The 19,055-nt window shown below is 49.5% G+C and carries 18 protein-coding genes; 10 read left to right on the top strand and 8 right to left on the bottom strand.

Translation table 11 applies throughout. The features are described from left to right. Positions 1 to 47 precede the first annotated feature (47 nt). Positions 48 to 785 carry a peptidoglycan DD-metalloendopeptidase family protein gene (locus tag A936_RS05120; protein ID WP_004118669.1) on the top strand — a complete coding sequence of 246 codons (738 nt, stop codon included), beginning with the start codon at positions 48 to 50 and terminating at the stop codon, positions 783 to 785. 33 nt (positions 786 to 818) lie between these two features. Here the strand turns inward: A936_RS05120 and A936_RS05115 are convergent, their stop codons facing one another. From A936_RS05115 to silC, 7 genes are all read right to left on the bottom strand, one after another. Continuing rightward, positions 819 to 1,016, bottom strand: coding sequence for a DUF2933 domain-containing protein (locus A936_RS05115; RefSeq protein WP_000843497.1), 198 nt, complete (start codon positions 1,014 to 1,016; stop codon positions 819 to 821). 40 nt (positions 1,017 to 1,056) lie between these two features. Further along, entirely contained in the window at positions 1,057 to 3,528 is a 2,472-nt protein-coding gene (gene silP / locus A936_RS05110) for an Ag(+)-translocating P-type ATPase SilP (protein ID WP_129244003.1), read from the bottom strand. 97 nt (positions 3,529 to 3,625) lie between these two features. Then, complete coding sequence (locus tag A936_RS05105; RefSeq protein WP_002436620.1) at positions 3,626 to 4,066, bottom strand: DUF411 domain-containing protein; 441 nt, start codon at positions 4,064 to 4,066, stop codon at positions 3,626 to 3,628. Positions 4,067 to 4,152: 86 nt separating this feature from the next. Next, a complete protein-coding gene (gene silA, locus A936_RS05100; protein WP_000574021.1) occupies positions 4,153 to 7,299 on the bottom strand; it encodes a Cu(+)/Ag(+) efflux RND transporter permease subunit SilA in 3,147 nt (1,048 codons plus the stop codon). 10 nt (positions 7,300 to 7,309) lie between these two features. Next, complete coding sequence (silB, locus tag A936_RS05095; RefSeq protein ID WP_001485328.1) at positions 7,310 to 8,602, bottom strand: Cu(+)/Ag(+) efflux RND transporter periplasmic adaptor subunit SilB; 1,293 nt, start codon at positions 8,600 to 8,602, stop codon at positions 7,310 to 7,312. A gap of 113 nt (positions 8,603 to 8,715) precedes the next feature. Further along, a complete protein-coding gene (gene cusF, locus A936_RS05090; protein ID WP_001246153.1) occupies positions 8,716 to 9,069 on the bottom strand; it encodes a cation efflux system protein CusF in 354 nt (117 codons plus the stop codon). A 28-nt stretch (positions 9,070 to 9,097) separates the two neighbouring features. Beyond that, positions 9,098 to 10,483 (bottom strand): Cu(+)/Ag(+) efflux RND transporter outer membrane channel SilC, encoded by a 1,386-nt coding sequence (gene silC / locus A936_RS05085; RefSeq protein ID WP_000475503.1) that lies wholly within the window; start codon positions 10,481 to 10,483, stop codon positions 9,098 to 9,100. Between the two features lie 189 nt (positions 10,484 to 10,672). Here silC and silR point away from each other — a divergent pair, with 189 nt between their 5' ends. The 4 genes from silR (at position 10,673) to copM (ending at position 13,999) form a co-directional block, all read left to right on the top strand. Beyond that, entirely contained in the window at positions 10,673 to 11,353 is a 681-nt protein-coding gene (gene silR, locus A936_RS05080; protein ID WP_000697968.1) for a copper/silver response regulator transcription factor SilR, read from the top strand. Then, positions 11,346 to 12,821: a copper/silver sensor histidine kinase SilS gene (silS, locus tag A936_RS05075; protein ID WP_008455281.1), complete on the top strand. Its 1,476-nt coding sequence runs from the start codon at positions 11,346 to 11,348 to the stop codon at positions 12,819 to 12,821. The genes silR and silS overlap by 8 nt, the downstream gene beginning before the upstream one ends. A 250-nt stretch (positions 12,822 to 13,071) precedes the next feature. Further along, a complete protein-coding gene (silE, locus tag A936_RS05070) occupies positions 13,072 to 13,503 on the top strand; it encodes a silver-binding protein SilE (RefSeq protein WP_000790483.1) in 432 nt (143 codons plus the stop codon). A gap of 145 nt (positions 13,504 to 13,648) precedes the next feature. Beyond that, on the top strand, positions 13,649 to 13,999 hold the full coding sequence (copM, locus tag A936_RS05065) for a CopM family metallochaperone (protein ID WP_008455279.1): 351 nt from the start codon (positions 13,649 to 13,651) through the stop codon (positions 13,997 to 13,999). A gap of 99 nt (positions 14,000 to 14,098) precedes the next feature. On the opposite strand, the gene A936_RS05060 is transcribed toward copM, so the two are convergent. Further along, a complete protein-coding gene (locus A936_RS05060) occupies positions 14,099 to 14,764 on the bottom strand; it encodes a recombinase family protein (RefSeq protein ID WP_008455277.1) in 666 nt (221 codons plus the stop codon). Positions 14,765 to 15,257: 493 nt separating this feature from the next. Between A936_RS05060 and A936_RS05055 the strand changes: the two genes are divergently transcribed. The 5 genes from A936_RS05055 to A936_RS05035 all read left to right on the top strand — a co-directional run. Next, positions 15,258 to 16,124, top strand: a complete 867-nt coding sequence (locus A936_RS05055) for a ParA family protein (RefSeq protein WP_008455275.1) — start codon at positions 15,258 to 15,260, stop codon at positions 16,122 to 16,124. Further along, on the top strand, positions 16,124 to 17,155 hold the full coding sequence (locus A936_RS05050) for a ParB/RepB/Spo0J family partition protein (protein ID WP_008455273.1): 1,032 nt from the start codon (positions 16,124 to 16,126) through the stop codon (positions 17,153 to 17,155). Before A936_RS05055 ends, A936_RS05050 begins: the two co-directional genes overlap by 1 nt. After that, positions 17,155 to 17,592 (top strand): hypothetical protein, encoded by a 438-nt coding sequence (locus tag A936_RS05045; protein WP_008455270.1) that lies wholly within the window; start codon positions 17,155 to 17,157, stop codon positions 17,590 to 17,592. Before A936_RS05050 ends, A936_RS05045 begins: the two co-directional genes overlap by 1 nt. Next, positions 17,589 to 17,912, top strand: a complete 324-nt coding sequence (locus A936_RS23580) for a hypothetical protein (protein ID WP_000143877.1) — start codon at positions 17,589 to 17,591, stop codon at positions 17,910 to 17,912. Before A936_RS05045 ends, A936_RS23580 begins: the two co-directional genes overlap by 4 nt. A 49-nt stretch (positions 17,913 to 17,961) precedes the next feature. Continuing rightward, a partial coding sequence (locus A936_RS05035; RefSeq protein WP_008455267.1) for an RES family NAD+ phosphorylase occupies positions 17,962 to 19,055 on the top strand: 1,094 nt, incomplete at its 3' end.

Genomic DNA, 19,055 nt, shown 5'->3' with positions numbered 1-19,055 from the left:
CCCCTAGCATACGCCGCAGTGTTCATGCTAACGGCGAATTCCAGTAAATGTATTCTACCGATGTCGTAAAAGAAAATGCCTACCTTTCAGCCACCCGCTCGGGGCTGGAATCGAACGAGATCGCTACTCTTCAGCGCTCCTTGCCTTCCCGGTTTAATCTGCGGCATTTGAAAAAAAATGAATCATTAAAACTCGTACTGCAAAAGAAAGCGGGAAAATCACGTGTCGTGGCCTATAAATTTACGTCCGGTTCATTTAATTACACGGCGTATCGTATATCAGATAAAAAGTTCTATAACCTTTCCGATACTTCCGGGAAAGGCAGTCTCGATTATCCGTTACCGGCCACAGCAAGACTCAGTTCGCCTTTCAATCCTGCAAGACTTAACCCGGTATCGGGAAAAGTGAGTCCCCATAATGGCATTGATTATTCCATGCCCATGAACACGAAAATAGTCAGCGTCATCGACGGAAAAATCACCCGGGCCGAATACAACAGTACCATGGGATATTTTGTTGAAGTAACGGGAAAAGCCGGTGTTAAAACTCGCTATCTCCACCTCAATAAAATACTCGTTACTAAAGGGGCCAGGGTTACCCGGGGAGACGCTATTGCGTTATCCGGTAACAGCGGACGTTCATCCGGTCCTCATCTGCATTACGAGCTGGTCATCAATAACAATCCTGTTAACTCACTGGCGTTCCGGGCAGCGGCACCCGCTGATAACAAACTTGAACAGCATGCCTTTGCGCATGCCAGAGACTACGAACGATACCTGGACTGATAACGGGGCCGCGACGCGGCCCCGTCTGCCGGATTAATTTTTTTTATCGTTTTCACTTCCTTGATGTTGATGATCTCCATGCCCTCCGTGGCCGTGGAAAAGATGCATTAGCGGGCAGACCAGCAATAACAGATATGGCCAGTAACCTGCCACATGTGACCAGTGTTCGCGCAGGAGGGCAAATGCCGCGATCGCGGCGACAGCAATAAGCGCATAGGTGGTACTTTTCATACTGGACTCCTTCTGTTCGTAACAGCCCCTTCACTCAGTGTTATTTCCCGAGCCTGACACTTTTCAGACGCAACGCATTCACAATGACGCTGACGGAGGAAAGAGCCATGGCCGCCGCCGCAATAACTGGCGACAGCAGTATTCCATACACAGGATAAAGCAGACCTGCAGCCACAGGCACGCCAAGTGCGTTGTAGATAAATGCAAAAAACAGATTCTGTCGGATATTTTTCATGGTGATTTCTGACAGATGACGGGCCCTGTTCAGTATCATCAAGTCGCCTTTGAGAAGGGTGACTCCGGCACTTTCAATTGCCACATCTGTACCCGTTCCCATGGCTATACCCACGTCAGCCGCTGCCAGCGCCGGGGCATCATTCACACCGTCTCCGGCCATCGCAACCACATGGCCAGACGCTTTCAGTCGGGTTATCACTGCTTTTTTGCCATCCGGCAGAATCCCGGCTTCAACCTCATCTATTCCCAGTTTCCGTGCGACTGCTTCAGCGGTAAGCTGGTTATCCCCGGTGAGCATAACGATGCGGATCCCCGCCTGACGCAAAGCTTTAAGCGCATCCGGCGTGGTTGCTTTCACGGGATCCGAGATAGCTATCAGGCCTGCAAGGTGCCCGTCTGTGGCCACATAGATAACGGTAGCGCCTTCCATCCGCAACGTATCCGCAACGGCCTTTTGATTATCAATAACGATACTGTTTTCCTGCATAGCCAGTTCATTACCAATAACAACCCGTTGACCTTCGACATCGCCTGAGACACCTTTACCCGACGGCGCATTGAAATGAGTGACTGCGGGTATTGCGATCCCCTTTTCCTGTGCTGCTTTAACTACTGCCATACCCAGCGGATGCTGCGAGCCTTTTTCCACTGCGGCCGTTACACGCAAAAGAGATGTTTCCCCACCCGGATTGAGACTGATAATCCCTGTCACCGTCGGCGAACCTTCCGTGAGCGTGCCTGTTTTGTCGACAACCAGCGTGTCCACTTTTTCAAGACGCTCAAGGGCTTCGGCATTCTTGATTAACACCCCGGCCTGGGCTCCTTTGCCCACCCCCACCATTATCGACATCGGCGTGGCCAGCCCCAGCGCGCAGGGACAGGCAATAATCAGGACCGACACAGCCGCAATGAGACCGTGCGCCATCCTGGGCTCGGGCCCCCAGACAGACCAGATCATGAAAGCAACAACCGCGATAAGTATCACCAGAGGAACAAACCAGCCTGAAACGCTGTCAGCCATTCTCTGGATGGGGGCCCGCGAACGCTGTGCATCAGCGACCATCTGAACAATTCGTGAGAGCATCGTTTCATCACCGACTTTCTCTGCACGGATGATAAGACTACCTGTCTGATTAATGGTCCCCCCGATGACAGGGTCACCCTCCGTTTTGGTAACAGGCATAGATTCCCCGGTCACCATCGATTCATCAACGGTTGTTTTGCCTTCGACCACGATACCGTCGACCGGAATACTCTCTCCAGGTCTGATGCGGAGCTTATCGCCAGGCAGGACATCTTCCGCATTAATATCCGTTTCATGACCGTCTTGATCCAGCCGCCTGGCGGTTTTGGGGGCAAGGTTAAGAAGCGCAGTAATGGCACCTGAGGTTTGTTCCCTTGCCCGCAATTCAAGGACCTGTCCCAGCAGAACAAGCACCGTAATAACAGCTGCGGCTTCAAAATAAATGGCCACCAGGCCATCCATGTTTCTGAACGATGCAGGAAACCAGGAGGGGAAGACGGTTGCAATGACGCTGTAAACCCAGGCTACGCCGGTCCCCATTGCAACAAGGGTAAACATATTCAGGGAGCGGTTACGTAACGACATTCCGGCCCGGGCGAAGAATGGCCAGCCACACCACAAAACGACAGGAGAGGCCAGAAGTAACTGCAGCCATGTGTTGTACTGTGGCGGTACTGTATTCCTCAAAGCGGGAAACAGATGAGAACCCATTTCGAGTATCAGAACCGGAAACGCCAGCAACAACCCCAGCCAGAAGCGTCTTGTCATGTCGCGAAGTTCATCACTCGTCCCCGTGGATGCCGTAGCTACGAGCGGCTCCAGTGCCATTCCACAGACAGGACAGCTTCCGGGACCACTACGGCGTATCTCCGGATGCATCGGACATGTCCACACACCTTCAGAAATCTCTTTCTCCGCCTGGCGGTGAGACTGTTTTATCTTATCAGGGCTGACTTCATGGTGGTCGTGGTGATGGTGATGTTCACTGGCATCTTCGGTAAAATAATGATCGGGATGGGCTTTAAATTTGCTCTCACAGCTGGCGGAGCAGAAATAAAGCTGATGGTCCTGGTATCGAATGCTGCTGTGCGCCTTGTCAGGCAGGATGACCATCCCGCACACGGGATCTCTCACCTTATGCAATGCGTGACTCTCGTCCGGGGATGATGTCTGCTCAGAAGCAGTCTGGTTGTTATGTTCCACTGCATTGTCATTTTTCACAGTAACTCTCCTTATGCATATCTGAAGCATTTTCTGTCTTCAGGATATGTCATGGATGCGATTACCACGAATGCCGCCGGCATAAGAGTGCCTGCTGCCGGCGTCCCGTTATCAGCCGTTCCGCTGACTATTCGATTCGCTGGAAGACTTTTTTACTGCCCTCCGGTGAGAATGCGATAACATCGTAAGCCTCTTTTCGGGCCCCCATCTCCATTCCCGGACTTCCTGCTGGCATACCGGGGGTGGCGAGACCGTATATACCCGAACCAGACTGCATGGCCTTATGTATCGTTGCCGCAGGCACATGGCCTTCAATGATCAAATTACCTACAACCGCGGTATGACAACTTCGTAGTCCAGCAGGAACAGCATGCTTTTCTTTCAGGGCTGACAGCGCCTGATCATTCATGACGTGAGTTCGCACTTCGAACCCGTCTTTTTCCATCGCTTTGCCCCACAGGGAACAACAGCCACAGTTTTCAGATTTGTACATATCAATGACTTTTTCACTCGCCATTGCAGGCAGTGACAGGCCGAGAGCCAGGGCCATTAGAACCACTTTTTTCATACTCACCTCTGTATATTATCGATATAAACCCTGACGTCAGGGTGAATCAGTGCAGAAGGACGCCCACTGGGGGCGCCCTTTCAGGGTTATGACACGCTTTTTTTATGTCTGCGCAGCCAGATTAATTTGTAGGCGGCAGGAATAATGAACAGGGACAGCAGCGGAGCCGTGATCATCCCACCAATCATTGGCGCAGCAATACGGCTCATGACTTCTGAACCTGCGCCGGTTCCCCAGAGTATTGGCAGCAGACCCGCAATGATCACCGCCACGGTCATGGCTTTCGGCCGGACACGCAGTACGGCACCATGATAGAGGGCTTCATCAAGACCTTCCGGTGTGAACGTCTCTTTACGGGACAATTCCGGGTGCGCTTCAATGGCATGACGCAGATACATCAGCATGACCACGCCAAACTCTGCTGCCACCCCGGCCAGGGCGATAAACCCGGTTCCGGTCGCCACTGACATATGGAAGCCCTGCCAGTACAGGAACCATATTCCGCCAACCAGGGCGAACGGCAGGCTCATCAGGATCAGCAGGGCTTCGTCAACCCGGCGGAATGCCAGATACAACAGGATGAAAATGATCATCACCGTCATCGGCACCATCAGCTTCAGTTTCTTGTTGGCATGCTCAAGCAGTTCAAACTGTCCGGAGAATGCCACACTGGTTCCCGGTCTCAGTTTCACTTTCTCGCTGATGGCCGTCTTAATGTCGTTAACCACCGACACCATGTCCCTGCCGCGGGCATCAACATAAATCCAGCTGGCTGGCCGGGCATTTTCGGTTTTCAGCATGGTTGGTCCAGAAACGACGTTAATATCCGCGACATCGCCCAGCGTGATCTGCTGCTTCATCGGGGTCAGGATCGGCATCTGTTTCAGCGCCTGCGGACTGTTCCGGTAATCCTGCGGGTAGCGAATGTTAATAGGGTACCGGGCCACCCCTTCAACCGTCTCACCCACCATAGCACCTCCGATTGCTGAAGAGACGAACAGCTGGACATCACCTACCGTCATCCCGTAGCGGGAGGCTTTCTCCCGGTTGATATCGATATCGATGTAGCGCCCGCCCTCAAGTCGCTCAGCCAGGACAGACACCACGCCAGGCACGGTTTTGGCTACCGCCTCGATACTCTGCGCCGTCGCGTCGATATCGGACAGAACAGTCCCGGACACTTTGATACCTATCGGGCTTTTGATCCCGGTTGAGAGCATATCAATACGGTTACGGATAGGCGGCACCCAGAGGTTTGCCAGACCCGGTAAACGGACTGTCCTGTCGAGTTCATCAATAATCTTGTCAATTGTCATGCCGGGACGCCACTGATCCTCAGGTTTGAGCTGGATCGTGGTTTCCACCATTTCGAGCGGCGCGGAATCCGTTGCGGTCTCTGCTTTACCGGTCTTGCCAAATACAGAAGCCACTTCAGGAACGCTTTTGATTAACTTGTCTGTTGTCTGCAGGAGCGCTGCAGCTTCTGCCGGAGAGACGCCAGGCAAGGTCGACGGCATATACAGCAGATCGCCCTCGTTAATCTTCGGCAGAAATTCACCGCCCACCTGACTCAGTGGCCAGATAACCGTGAAAATGGACAAGGCCGCAACCAGCAGGGTTGTTTTTGGCCAGTGGAGGACCCGCAGCAGCAAAGGATGATACGCTTTGATCAGCACCCGGTTCAGGGGGTTACTTGTCTCGGCAGGAATTTTCCCCCGGATCCAGAATCCCATCAGAATAGGAATGACGATGATGGCCAGTGCGGCCGCTCCCGCCATGGAGTACGTTTTCGTGAATGCCAGCGGGCCAAACAGACGACCTTCCTGCCCTTCCAGGGTAAAGATAGGAATAAAGGACAGGGTGATGATCAGCAGGCTAATGAACAACGCGGGTCCCACTTCCACGGAGGCGTCGGTAATCACCTTCCAGCGGGTGGCGTTGTCAATCTGCTCACCCGGATGCTGATGATCCCACTCCTCAAGCCGTTTGTGCGCATTTTCAATCATCACAATGGCGGCATCCACCATCGCACCGACGGCAATCGCTATCCCTCCCAGCGACATGATATTGGCGTTCAGTCCCTGGAAGTGCATGACGATAAAGGCGATACACAGGCCAAGCGGCAGAGAGATAATCGCCACCAGGGCAGAACGTACGTGCCACAGGAACAGAGCACAGACGATGGCCACCACGATAAACTCTTCCAGAAGTTTGGAACTGAGGTTATCAATCGCCCGGTCGATTAACTGGCTGCGATCGTAGGTGGTCACGATTTCAACGCCTTCCGGCAGGCTGGCCTTCAGCGTCTCCAGTTTATCCCTCACTGCCGTGATAACGTCGCGCGCATTTTTACCCGACCGCAGGATCACCACGCCGCCAGCGACTTCTCCCTGGCCGTTCAGCTCGGCAATACCACGCCTCATTTCGGGCCCGGTCTGCACGCGGGCAACATCCCGCAGATAAACCGGCACGCCGTTCTCACCTGTTTTCAGGACGATGTTATTAAAATCATCAATGCTCTGAAGATAACCGCTGGCACGGACCATATACTCCGCTTCGGCCATTTCAACGGATGAGCCACCGGCCTCCTGGTTAGACGATTCAAGTGCCTGTTTCACTTCGGGCAGGCTGATACCGTACTGGGACAGTTTTACCGGATTGACCTGAATCTGGTACTGTTTCACCACGCCGCCAACCGAAGCGACCTCAGCCACGTTCGGGATGGTTTTCAGCTCAAATTTCAGGAACCAGTCCTGCAGAGAGCGCAGTTCTGAAAGGTCGTGTTTTCCGTTGCGATCGACAAGGGCATATTCAAATATCCAGCCCACTCCCGTGGCGTCCGGGCCGATTTCAGAGCTCACACCCGCAGGCAGTTTGCCCTGAACCTGATTCAGGTATTCCAGCACGCGCGAACGGGCCCAGTACAGATCGGTGCCGTCTTCAAAAATGACATACACATACGAATCACCGAACTGTGAAAAGCCACGCACGGTTTTTGCGCCAGGTACGGACAGCATGGTGGTGGTAAGCGGATAGGTGACCTGGTTTTCTACAATCTGCGGGGCCTGTCCGGGATAGCTGGTTTTAATAATGACCTGCACATCTGACAGGTCAGGCAGCGCATCGACCGGCGTGTTAATTATCGTCCATGTGCCCCAGATGCTGAGAAACAGTGCGCCCATCATGACCAGGAAACGGTTGGCGACAGAGCGCCGGATAATCCATTCAATCATCGTCGTCTCCTCAGTGCCCTGAATGCATATTTACAGGCTGCTCAGACATTGCTGGCATACTGTTTTCTGTTTTTTCAGGGTGGCGCATACGTTCCAGCGCGCCCGTAATATTGGCTTCGGAGTCAATGAGGAACAGGCCACTGACCACCACGGTATCGCCTTCATTCAGGCCGGAGCCAATGCCGGACTGTTGCTGTGATTCATGCAGAACGTGGATCTGTTTCGGCACAAACTTGCCTTCATCATCAACAGTAATCACGCGCTGTTCTTTGCCGGTATCGATAACGGCCTGGCTTGGTATCAGCAGCATCTCCTGGCTCTTGGTATTCAGTTTCAGATAGGCATTCATGCCCGGCTTGAGAAACTCATCCTTATTAGAAACCTGGAGACGGACCTGAAGCGTACGGGTTGTCTGATCCACGCTGGGAAGAATGTTCCATTTTTCGACATGGAATGTTTTATCCGGATAAGCCGGTACCGAAATTTCAAACTGCGACGTATCTTTCAGCAGATATGCGATAGATTCTGGCACTGCAGCGCTGATCCAGACCGGGTCCATCCCCTGAATCTGAGCCACTACTTTATCTTTCGAAATATTCATTCCGGTGCGCAGGTCAAACGCAGTAATGACACCATCAATAGGTGCTTTAATGGTAAAACGGGTCTGGATTGTGCGGGTTGAACGCAGCCTTTGAATATCCTCTTCCGGCATACCAGCCAGACGAAGTCGCTCCAGAACCCCTTTTATCTGGGTTGACGTACCGCCTGTACCGGATAACAGCAGGAACTCACTTTGTGCCTCAACCCATTCAGGAATGGTGATATCGATAAGCGGAGTACCTTTCTTCACATGATCGCCAATCGTCAGGGGATACACTTTTTCGACGAAACCGTCAGAGCGCGCCTGCACAATGACAAACTGATACTCGTTGTAACTGACATTAGCCGGGATTGTCTGAGAATAATTCAGCATTCCTCGCGTGACTTTTTGCGTTTTTAATCCCAGATTCTGAACCTGCGTTGGATCGATACGGATCCCGCCACTGCTTTTATCGCCGCTTTCATCAGCATATTTTGGCACCAGGTCCATATCCATAAAGGGAGATTTTCCGGGTTTATCAAATTTGGTATCCGGTTTCATCGGGTCATACCAGAAAAGTACCTTTCGCTCCGGTGCCTTTTGTTCGGTTTGTACTGTTTTTTGTGATGAGTTTACATACTGCCAGGCAGTAACCGATATCAGCCCTCCTGCTATGAGGCTGCTGATAATTATTGCAGCATATTTTATCTTTAAAGAAGCCATACAATTTCTCGCTGAAAAATCAAAACACCTGGCATATGCGCCCGATCATTCATTCACAGTAATCCCTTAATGAATGTTCAGGCGCACTGGATGTATTCGCTCCGGACTGATAATCAGGATTGCGTAACGTTAATGCTTTTGAGTAAGGAGATATTGCCCTGCTGAATAAACGAGAAATCGACATGGTTGCCGGTTTTCAGGGCATTGATAGCGTCGTCTGCATTAACAAAAGTGAAGCGCATGGTCATTGCAGGCCAGCCCACAGCAGGGATTGCTTCGTGCGAAATGGTAATCTTTTTACTATTCATATCAATGTCTTTAACGACACCGGTGCCCTTGATAACCTGCTGTACCGAAGCATCACTGGCAGCATTCATATCGCCATGCTGATGTGTTTCAGCATGAAGACCGGCAGAAAACATGACAGAGAAGGCACCAAATAAAACGGCTTTAAGTGAATTACGCATTTTTAATTTCCTGATTAATTAAATAAATTTACTCTACCCAACCGCCACCCAGCGCGGTAAACAGATTAATTTCGTTAACCTGTCGGGAATAGGTAAGATCGAGAATGGTTTGCTGCGTAGCGAAGAGGGAACGTTCTGCATCCAGCACTTCGATGTAACTGACAGCACCACTTGCATATAATCCTCTGGCACGCTGGAGAGTTATCTGAAGTGAATCAAGATAACGCTGCTGTGACTCAAGTTGCTGGCTAAGGCTGTCGCGCAGCGCAAGCGTGTCGGAAACATCCTTAAAGGCTGACTGAATTTTTTGTTCGTAATTAACCACCGATTGTTGCTGGCGAATTTCAGCCAGCTTCAGATTGGCTTTATTCCTGCCAGCATTAAAAATAGGAATTTCAATTTTAGGGATAAAATTCCACATTCCACTTCCTGACGTAAACAGGCTTGACAGCTCCGTACTGCTTGCGGAAAGACCACTGGTCAGGGTAATGGAGGGGAAAAAGGCCGCTCGCGCTGCGCCAATATTGGCATCAGCCGCTTTCAGCTGATATTCCGCTTCCATAATATCCGGTCGCTGCAGCAAAATTTGTGAAGATAGATTTGGTGGCAATTTTACTGGTGCGATCTCCCCGCCTTTCATCCCTTTTTCTGACGGAAGTGCGCGGTACGTTCCCAGCACCAGTTGCAGGGCATTGTTTGCCTGAGCCAGATCGCCTTCTCGTTTGGCTATTTCGGCGCGGGTACTTTCGATTTGTCCTCTCGCCTGTTCAAGTGCCAGAACGTTCGTACTCCCGGTCACGAGCTGTTGCTCAACGAAAGCATAGGACTGTTCATAATTTTTCAGCGTTTCCCGCGCAATACGGAGTTGTTCGTACGCCAGTTGCTGGCTGAAATAGCTCTGTGAAACGTTGGAGACCAGCAGGATGTGTACGGCCCGACGGGCTTCTTCGCTGGCAAAGTAGTTCTGGCGGTCAGCATCACTCATGTTCTTAAGTTTGCCGAAAAAATCGAGCTCATAGCTGAGCTCCAGTCTCGCGTCGTACTCCTGTGTGGTCGGCTTGTCACCTTTCAGACCACCGCTGTATGTTATCCCGGATGAGGCATTCAGCTGGGGGTAACGATCTGCATCCGTGACGTTGAACTGGGCTCGGGCCTCTTCAACCTTCAGGGCAGCCATTCTCAAATCACGGTTATTAGTCAGAGCTTCACCGATCAACCGGGTAACCTGGGGATCGACAAAAAAGTTACGCCAGCCCGTATCCTGATAGCCATTTACCGCTGGCGTCAGGCTGTTATGGGACAGTGAAAACTGCTGGGGTACCGGTGCTGCGGGCCGCTGATATTCAGGCGCAAGCGACACGCAGCCTGCCAGGATGAATATCGTGCTAATGCTGAGTAATTTTAATTTGAACATAACGCTTCTCGTCCAGGCAGACCTGGTAAATGGTTCAAATGAAGTCCAGAGTATTGATAGGGGTACTTTACCTAACGCTCTCTGTTTGCCGAGTGACAGGATAATGACAATGTTGTCATTTTTGCTGTAATCCGTTGATAACGATCGTGGGCGCAATAGAATGACATTAGCAGCCAGCCGGGGAGCAAGATGAAAATATTGATCGTCGAAGACGAAATTAAAACAGGTGAATATCTCAGCAAAGGGCTTACAGAGGCAGGGTTCGTAGTGGATCACGCTGATAATGGTCTTACCGGATATCATCTCGCCATGACAGCCGAGTATGATTTAGTCATTCTGGATATCATGCTACCTGATGTGAACGGCTGGGATATCATCCGCATGCTGCGCACTGCCGGAAAGGGTATGCCGGTCTTACTGCTGACAGCCCTCGGCACGATCGAGCATAGGGTCAAAGGACTGGAACTGGGTGCGGACGATTATCTGGTTAAACCCTTTGCGTTTGCCGAACTGCTCGCCCGGGTGAGAACCCTTCTGAGGCGGGGAAACACGATGATCACGGAAAGCCAGTTTAAGGTGGCTGACCTCTCGATTGATCTCGTCTCCAGAAAAGTCAGTCGCGCCGGAAACCGCATTGTGCTCACCAGTAAAGAGTTCAGCCTGCTGGAATTCTTCATTCGCCATCAGGGAGAGGTTCTTCCCCGCTCCCTGATTGCCTCTCAGGTCTGGGACATGAATTTTGACAGCGACACTAATGCGATCGATGTCGCAGTAAAGCGACTCCGCGCTAAAATAGACAACGATTACGAGACAAAGCTGATCCAGACAGTCCGGGGCGTGGGCTACATGCTGGAGGTCCCGGATGCATAGCAAACCTTCCAGACGCCCTTTCTCACTCGCTCTGCGGCTGACCTTTTTTATCAGCCTGTCCACGATACTGGCTTTTATCGCCTTCACCTGGTTTATGCTGCATTCTGTTGAAAATCATTTTGCCGAGCAGGATGTCAGCGATCTTCAACAAATCAGCACCACACTGAACCGTATACTGCAGTCCCCGGTGGATCCGGATGATAAAAAAATAAGCAAAATAAAGGAATCAATTGCCAGCTACCGCAACGTTGCCCTTTTGCTCCTCAATCCCAGGGGTGAAGTGCTCTTTAGCTCAGCTCAGGGGGCGGCACTACGCCCGGCAGTGAATTCAGCAGATTTTAGCGAGCACAGCCGCGCACGGGATGTCTTTCTCTGGACGGTGGAGGATCCTGCGGGACCGATGGATACCGGGTCCGAAATGAAGATGGAAACATACAGGATTATCGCCTCCTCTGGTCAGGCGATATTTCAGGGCAAACAGCAGAACTATGTCATGCTGACTGGCCTATCCATTAATTTCCATCTCCATTACCTCGATGCGCTGAAAAAGAACCTGATTGCGATTGCCGTCGTGATAAGCCTGTTGATTGTTCTGATCATTCGAATCGCTGTCCGTCAGGGGCACCTGCCCCTTCGTAATGTCAGCAATGCCATTAAAAACATCACCTCCGAGAATCTTGATGCGCGACTGGAACCGACACGCGTTCCCATTGAGCTGGAGCAACTGGTTATCTCGTTCAATCATATGATTGGAAAGATTGAGGATGTCTTTACCCGCCAGGCCAATTTCTCTGCCGATATCGCGCATGAGATCAGAACGCCCATCACCAATCTGGTGACGCAGACTGAAATCGCACTGAGTCAGGATCGAACACAGAGGGAACTTGAGGATGTCCTCTATTCCAGTCTTGAAGAGTATAACCGGATGACCAAAATGGTCAGCGATATGCTGTTCCTGGCACAGGCAGATAATAATCAGCTGATACCTGACAGGGTCATGTTTGACCTCAGAGCGGAAGTCATGAAAGTCTTCGAGTTTTTCGAAGCCTGGGCCGAAGAACGCAATATCACGCTCAAATTTAACGGGATGCCCTGTCTGGTCGAGGGAGATCCACAAATGTTCAGAAGAGCGATCAATAATCTGTTATCCAATGCCCTGCGTTATACCCCGGAGGGACAGGCCATCACCGTCTCAATAAGAAAGCAGGAGAGCTTTTTTGACCTTGTGATTGAAAATCCAGGGAAACCGATCCCTGAAGAACATTTATCAAGGCTGTTTGACCGTTTTTATCGGGTGGATCCATCCAGACAACGAAAAGGAGAAGGCAGCGGCATCGGCCTTGCGATTGTGAAGTCAATCGTGGAAGCACATCACGGAAGAGTGCAGGTGGAATCAGACGTACGCTCCACGCGTTTTATCTTATCCGTGCCCAGACTGGAGAAAATGATCCCGGAAACCCAATGCTGAAAATAAAGATGTAAATGACAAAGATGTCATTAGCCTGTCATGCAGCAAACAGAAGCCATTCGATATAATTAGTGCAACTTATCAGGAAGGCTGGATTGCTTCATCAATACCCGGCGTCAGAGTACGCCAGGAAATGAATATCCAGCCCTCTTCCGGAGAAATAAACGCTGCCGAACTTGTTTCAGTTATGGAACTGAAAACACCGGTTGTACTTCCCCGGACATCACTAATTCAGAAATGGAGAGTTATCATGAAAAATATCGTATTAGCATCTTTGCTGGGCTTTGGTTTAATTTCATCGGCCTGGGCCACTGAAACCGTGAATATCCATGATCGCGTCAACAATGCACAGGCTCCTGCTCACCAGATGCAGTCTGCTGCGGCTCCTGTCGGGATCCAGGGGACTGCTCCTCGTATGACCGGTATGGACCAGCATGAACAGGCCATTATTGCTCATGAAACCATGACGAACGGCTCGGCGGATGCGCACCAGAAAATGGTGGAAAGTCATCAGAAGATGATGGGAAATAACACGGTATCCACGACCGTCCCGTCAACGTCTTACGCGGCGATGAATGAGCATGAAAGAGCAGCGGTTGCCCATGAATTCATGAATAACGGGCAATCCGGCCCACATCAGGCCATGGCCGAAGCGCACCGCCGCATGATCAATGCAGGCTGAATGCGACGGTAGTATCCGTGCTGTTACCTTTTCCCTGATAGATTATTCCTTTACCGGATTTGTTGCTTCTTTTTGCCCCCGCCAGGGGGCTTTTTTAACTGACTCAGCTACAATTTACCGGTACCTACCTGAAAGGAATTTTTATATGAAAATCAGAAACAGCCTTTTTGTTATATTAATGTTATCCCTGCCCGCCATTTCCGCCGAACATTCGGACATGAAAATGTCTGATATGTCCTCATCGGCATCGTCACAGGAATATATGGCAGGCATGAAAGACATGCATGCCAAAATGATGGCCGCCGTTAATGAGTCCGATCCCGACAAGGCGTTTGCAAAAGGTATGGTTGCTCACCATGAAGGGGCAATCGCCATGGCTGAGACCGAACTTAAATACGGAAAAGATCCCGAAATGAGAAAGCTTGCGCAGGACATCATAAAAGCTCAGAAAGGTGAAATTGAGCACATGAATAAATGGCTCGACAGCCAAAAATAATATTTGTATTACCGCTTCTGTAAGCGTATTTTTACATCACTCCCGAGATCGGGACCCTGTTAAACGTAAAATAATGAAACTCCGATTAATTTCGGGGTTTCATTTTAATATTAAAGCAACATCAGATTCCGACTGTGATTCTAAGCATCCTTTATTAGTTTTGCATACGCGAATAACGGTCATTCTTGATACACCTGCCAGTCGCGCCGTTTCATTTATGGATTTACCGTTATGTAGCCGTAAAGTTGTTATTAACTCGTGTTTTGCCATATCAGGTTGCCGTCCGGCATATTTCCCTTCCTGTCTGGCTTTTTCTACACCTTCTTTCTGTCGTCGGCGACGATCCTCATAATCTTTTCGGGCAATAGCGGCGAGCATATCCAGCATCATGCCATTTACGGCCTTCAGCATGCTTCGGGTAAAGTCATCACTTACTGTGCTTGATAGCGCCAGATGGCTGGTCGGTAGATCAAGACTGACGATGGCCAGCTGCTTATCGGTAATTTGCTTTCTGAGTGTCTCCCAGCCTGCATCATCCAGGCGGGTAAGCCTGTCGACCTGTTCTATGAGAATCACATCACCAGGTTCCGCATCACCAAGAAGCCTGATCAGTTCAGGACGGTTCATTGTCGTACCGGAGACATTATCGATATACCAGCCAGCAATACGGTGGCCATTTTGGTTTGCAAATGCCTTCAGTGCATTTTTTGCCCGGCTGGCATCCTGCTCTGAAGTGGATGCCCGGAGGTAACCAAAAACGAACATATTTTGTCCTTCTGGTAACTTTTAAGTGGTCTTGCTTATGATGGTATCACTTATGTGGTAACAATAACATTCGCTGGTATTTTTTTGGATGGTATATATAGAGTATACCCAAATGTGACATGCTGACGCGCCCACCGGGCTTGTCCAACCCTTCGCCTGCTCAGATGCAAGCTCTGAACAGACTCACGGTTTGCGTAGTGGGTCAACAAAATCAATTACGATCACCAGAAATAATCAAAATGTGATTTCGCATGCGAAATCTATTGCATATCATTATTGATACTCTAATGTTTGTCTGTATACTGTTTATGTCGTCATGAAAGCTCGACAACAAACGCAGTGGCAGATAGCTGCTTCTGCACCTGGCGAAACGCCTGACTCACAGGAGTGTGTATGAAATCCCGCAATGAATTCATTTCATTATTGAAATACTCTTTCAAGCCGTGCCGCCCCTTCTCAAACATTTCGCATGCGAAATCTTAAGGACTGTTACATGACACTGAAAATTGGACCTATCGGAAAACTGATCGTTGTATGTAGTCAGAAGGGCGGAATCGTTAAATCGCAGTCATCCAGTGAAATTGCACATGATCTTCGTAAAGCTGGTTTCCGCGTGCTTGAAATTGATATGGACTGGACAACTGGTCTGACGGAGAGAGCTTTCCCCGATGACTTACCTTACGAGATAGAACGCGAACCTTTAAGTAACAGTTTTTCACCCGGCGAGGCGAATACATATCAGCTTTTCTTTCCGGAAACAGAGGTTCGACCGATTGAACTTCCTGGCGGGCGTTTCTTTATCGGTGCAACCAGTGAACTTAATGAAATTAACTACCGCAACAGCGACTGCATGTTCGACTTCAGGGACCGTATTGAAGAACTGAAGAAACAGTTTGATTTTATTATTGCTGATTCAGCGCCATCATATTCAAATGTTATGATCGCAGCGCATATGTCAGCTGATTACCTTCTTATACCTACCCTGCTGGAGAAGCAGGCCCGTAATGCAGTTGGTAAACAACTTACTTATATGCAGAAAATTAAGCGGAACTATAATCCTTCGCTGCAATTCATGGGGACTTATGTGACTCAGACGCAGGTGAAAAATTATAAAAAACCGCTTAAAGAAGGATATCTGGGGCCCATTGATACACTGAATCTAAATCTCCTCATCGAGATTCTTCAAGGAAAAGGCTATTCCGAAGAATACATTCTCGCCTATATATCATTTGTACCTGCTGCTGCAAAAGAAGCGATCGAACTTGGTCTCTCCTTTGATGAATATGACCCTAAGTGTCTTCCTGCAATTCAGTATAAAGAACTTACCCAGAAAATTATTATGCTCGCAGGAGGTAAGTAATGGCCAAGAAACCTTTTATGAAGCGACTCCAGGCGCAGCAGGAAATGAAAAAAAATGCTGCCGTTGTTTCTGATATTGAACAGGTCATTGCAAATAAACAGCCAGATGAGCAGAGCCATGATATAGCTGCGCACAAGATTATGGCGGATATTGCCCGCCCGGATATCGAACCTGATGGACAGATAATCCGCGTAGATATAAATCTGGTTTATGCTGAAGAACAAGTGCGACCTGAAGAAGACTTCGAGGAAGATATCATTGATGGTATGTCTGATACCTTCGAAACGATAGGGATGCTTACCCCACCTCGTTGTTATCCTCGTGACAGACGTGGCTACCAAATATGGTTAGGCGAAACGCGTGTTCGCACTGCCCGCAAACGTGGTGATACCCACATTGATATTTATGTTGGTAAACCACCACGGGAAAGAAAAGAACGCATTATCGGTCAGCTCATTGAAAACCTGCAGCAGTCTGGTTTGAAACCATTAGCGACTGCAAAATCGTTCTATGAGCTCAAGCATGAGTTCAATATGACGGGTGAGCAAATCGCAAAAACAATGGGTAAGCCTACCTCATTTGTCAGTAAACACCTTCGTCTCATTGATGCACCAGAAAATGTTACCGCCCTTCTCCGGGATAAAGTCACATCCGATGTCGATCTGGCATACACACTGATACAGGTAAATGAAAAGTCTCCCGAAGAGGCCGAGAAGCTTGTTGCAGCTGCGCGGGTGTCTGGTATTTCACGCGCGCAGGTTAAAGCGGTTCTTGATGAAGTGAAGAACAAAAGCAAAGGTGAGATTTCGCATGCGAAATCTAAGGCTCGGAACAAAAAGCCTACCAAGCCTTTGGACAGCAATTCAGATGTAAAAACCTGGCAGGTCGTTGTCGAGATAGACGGTCAGCAAGGGGTAATAATGACTGACCGTGCGCCAGACAAAGCGGGGTATGTGTGGGTGAAAATGGACATTGGTGAGATTTCAGTTGAGGCTTCTGAACTACGCGTCAAAGGGATGCGCTCTCAGTGATGAAATCAACCCCGTTCACCGAAATGGCCACGGCATTCCGTGGCCAAATTGTCCGCCACTGGGCGCTTCGTTATCCCGGAACGCAATCCGAAGCAGCTGCCGCATTAACAGAAGCGGCTATCAATCTAGGATACGTTACAAGAAGCAGGCCCGTACCCGGCGCGGCGTTACTTTCATGGACCTCTAACCCAGCTGAAACTCCGTTGTGGGCAGCTCAGACGGCGTTAACATTGATGCTCAGCATCGGCTGGAAGCCCGAAAGTAACCAGGACTGGTGTGGTATGTCGGCGCTGATATTCAGAGCTAATCGTAGACTTCCACTTGAGCAGTTAGTCGCTTCCTTGCCTGATAGCATAGACAGGCAAACTGCTACCGGATGGTTCGTGGCAGCAATTGAAGAGGATGCCAGCTACCGTTACAACAGGAAATCCACATGACCTTTCAAGAGCTTGATGCTTGTATCGCAGGCTCTGGCAGACGTTCTATTGCTTCTGCATTAATCGCTTTTATTCTTGATGCGCTTGATGACGGACAGGATGGAGTTGATCTTGATACCTTCCAGAGCCACACGCGCTTCGTTCGTAATAATGTAACCACGGTAGCCAGTTACCTGCAGCTTCATGGAATTATCCATATACTGTATTACCGTGATGGTGCTGCAGAACGTCAGTATGAGTCCGTTAATAATTACGGGCGGTGGGCAAAGCAGCACTATCGTCCTTCTGAGGCTCTTATACAGCTGCATCGACGTGATTAAATCAAAAGATTTCGCATGCGAAATCTGTCTAACCTAAGGAATAAACAGAGTGCCGGGTTCAAAGAGAATTTGCAGGCAGTGTCTGAACGATGACCGTTATCTGAACAACATCATCGCAAGCGATCCTGATGCCTCAGAAGCATGCGATTATTGTGACTCCGAAGAGATGACGATGTCGATGGAAACACTGGCTGAAAAGGTCAACTGGTTGATTGAAAATTATTATCGGGGCGGAGAATATAACCATTATCTGGAAGAGTATGAAGGTGAACCTCTCTTCTCTGTTCTGGAGCAAGAGGTCACAGTCAATGATAATATCATCAATGACTTAGCGGAACTGCTCGACGAGTTATGGTTTGACTGGAGCTCACATGAAAGAACATATGGTGATGAGCCGCATTTTGTTGAAGCTGTAACCATCTCAGGAAACCTGTCCAGGAAATGGAATTCAATGGAAAGGAAACTTCGGGAGAGTAATCGATTCTTTAATATGGATGCGATGGCAACTTTTGAAGAGGTTTTTGGCTATCTTCATGAAAATCATCCCTCAGCATTTATTGATTTTGAGCCAAATACATCAATTTTCCGTGGCCGAATTTTTCAGTCAGAAGAGGCACTTGAAGCTGCATTAAGAATGCCCGAGTCGAGTTTTGGTCCTCCTCCCCCCGAACTGACTCCATCTGGTAGAATGAATGCAAGAGGTATCTCAGTCTTCTATGGCGCCACGTCCAAAAAAAATGCCATATCCGAAGTGCGACCACCTGTAGGGAGTTATGTAGCAGTTGCAGAGTTCGCTTTGCTGCGGACAGTCCGATTACTCGACTTGTCCAGTCTCAGAGGGCTGGCTGTTAATGGGTTTAGCCGTTTTGACCCTGAGTATCTTCTTCGATATGAACGCAGTAGTTTTATTAAGAATCTCTCCAGAAAGCTTGTTATGCCGGTAGTTCCTGAACTTGAAGAAGCAAATTACCTGCTGACACAAGCTATCGCAGATTATCTTTCAACTTCTGAACGCTACGATCTCGATGGAATACTGTTCAGTTCTGCACAAAAGCCAAAGGAAAACACCGACCCATCTGTCAGGAATATTATCCTGTTTCATAAATCATCTGGGGTACTGAATGCAGACCGAAGGTTCCGGGA

The sequence above is a fragment of the Enterobacter sp. Ag1 genome, assembly GCA_000277545.1.
Classification (GTDB): Bacteria; Pseudomonadota; Gammaproteobacteria; order Enterobacterales; family Enterobacteriaceae; genus Cedecea.
This window is presented reverse-complemented; position numbering and strand designations above follow the sequence as displayed.

What these genes read in the sequence shown, in the direction of transcription:
- A936_RS05120 (WP_004118669.1), top strand. Translation starts at nt 48, where the DNA reads ATGTATTCTACCGATGTCGTAAAAGAAAATGCCTACCTTTCAGCCACC.
- A936_RS05115 (WP_000843497.1), bottom strand. Translation starts at nt 1,016, where the DNA reads ATGAAAAGTACCACCTATGCGCTTATTGCTGTCGCCGCGATCGCGGCA.
- silP (WP_129244003.1), bottom strand. Translation starts at nt 3,528, where the DNA reads ATGCTTCAGATATGCATAAGGAGAGTTACTGTGAAAAATGACAATGCA.
- A936_RS05105 (WP_002436620.1), bottom strand. Translation starts at nt 4,066, where the DNA reads ATGAAAAAAGTGGTTCTAATGGCCCTGGCTCTCGGCCTGTCACTGCCT.
- silA (WP_000574021.1), bottom strand. Translation starts at nt 7,299, where the DNA reads ATGATTGAATGGATTATCCGGCGCTCTGTCGCCAACCGTTTCCTGGTC.
- silB (WP_001485328.1), bottom strand. Translation starts at nt 8,602, where the DNA reads ATGGCTTCTTTAAAGATAAAATATGCTGCAATAATTATCAGCAGCCTC.
- cusF (WP_001246153.1), bottom strand. Translation starts at nt 9,069, where the DNA reads ATGCGTAATTCACTTAAAGCCGTTTTATTTGGTGCCTTCTCTGTCATG.
- silC (WP_000475503.1), bottom strand. Translation starts at nt 10,483, where the DNA reads ATGTTCAAATTAAAATTACTCAGCATTAGCACGATATTCATCCTGGCA.
- silR (WP_000697968.1), top strand. Translation starts at nt 10,673, where the DNA reads ATGAAAATATTGATCGTCGAAGACGAAATTAAAACAGGTGAATATCTC.
- silS (WP_008455281.1), top strand. Translation starts at nt 11,346, where the DNA reads ATGCATAGCAAACCTTCCAGACGCCCTTTCTCACTCGCTCTGCGGCTG.
- silE (WP_000790483.1), top strand. Translation starts at nt 13,072, where the DNA reads ATGAAAAATATCGTATTAGCATCTTTGCTGGGCTTTGGTTTAATTTCA.
- copM (WP_008455279.1), top strand. Translation starts at nt 13,649, where the DNA reads ATGAAAATCAGAAACAGCCTTTTTGTTATATTAATGTTATCCCTGCCC.
- A936_RS05060 (WP_008455277.1), bottom strand. Translation starts at nt 14,764, where the DNA reads ATGTTCGTTTTTGGTTACCTCCGGGCATCCACTTCAGAGCAGGATGCC.
- A936_RS05055 (WP_008455275.1), top strand. Translation starts at nt 15,258, where the DNA reads ATGACACTGAAAATTGGACCTATCGGAAAACTGATCGTTGTATGTAGT.
- A936_RS05050 (WP_008455273.1), top strand. Translation starts at nt 16,124, where the DNA reads ATGGCCAAGAAACCTTTTATGAAGCGACTCCAGGCGCAGCAGGAAATG.
- A936_RS05045 (WP_008455270.1), top strand. Translation starts at nt 17,155, where the DNA reads ATGAAATCAACCCCGTTCACCGAAATGGCCACGGCATTCCGTGGCCAA.
- A936_RS23580 (WP_000143877.1), top strand. Translation starts at nt 17,589, where the DNA reads ATGACCTTTCAAGAGCTTGATGCTTGTATCGCAGGCTCTGGCAGACGT.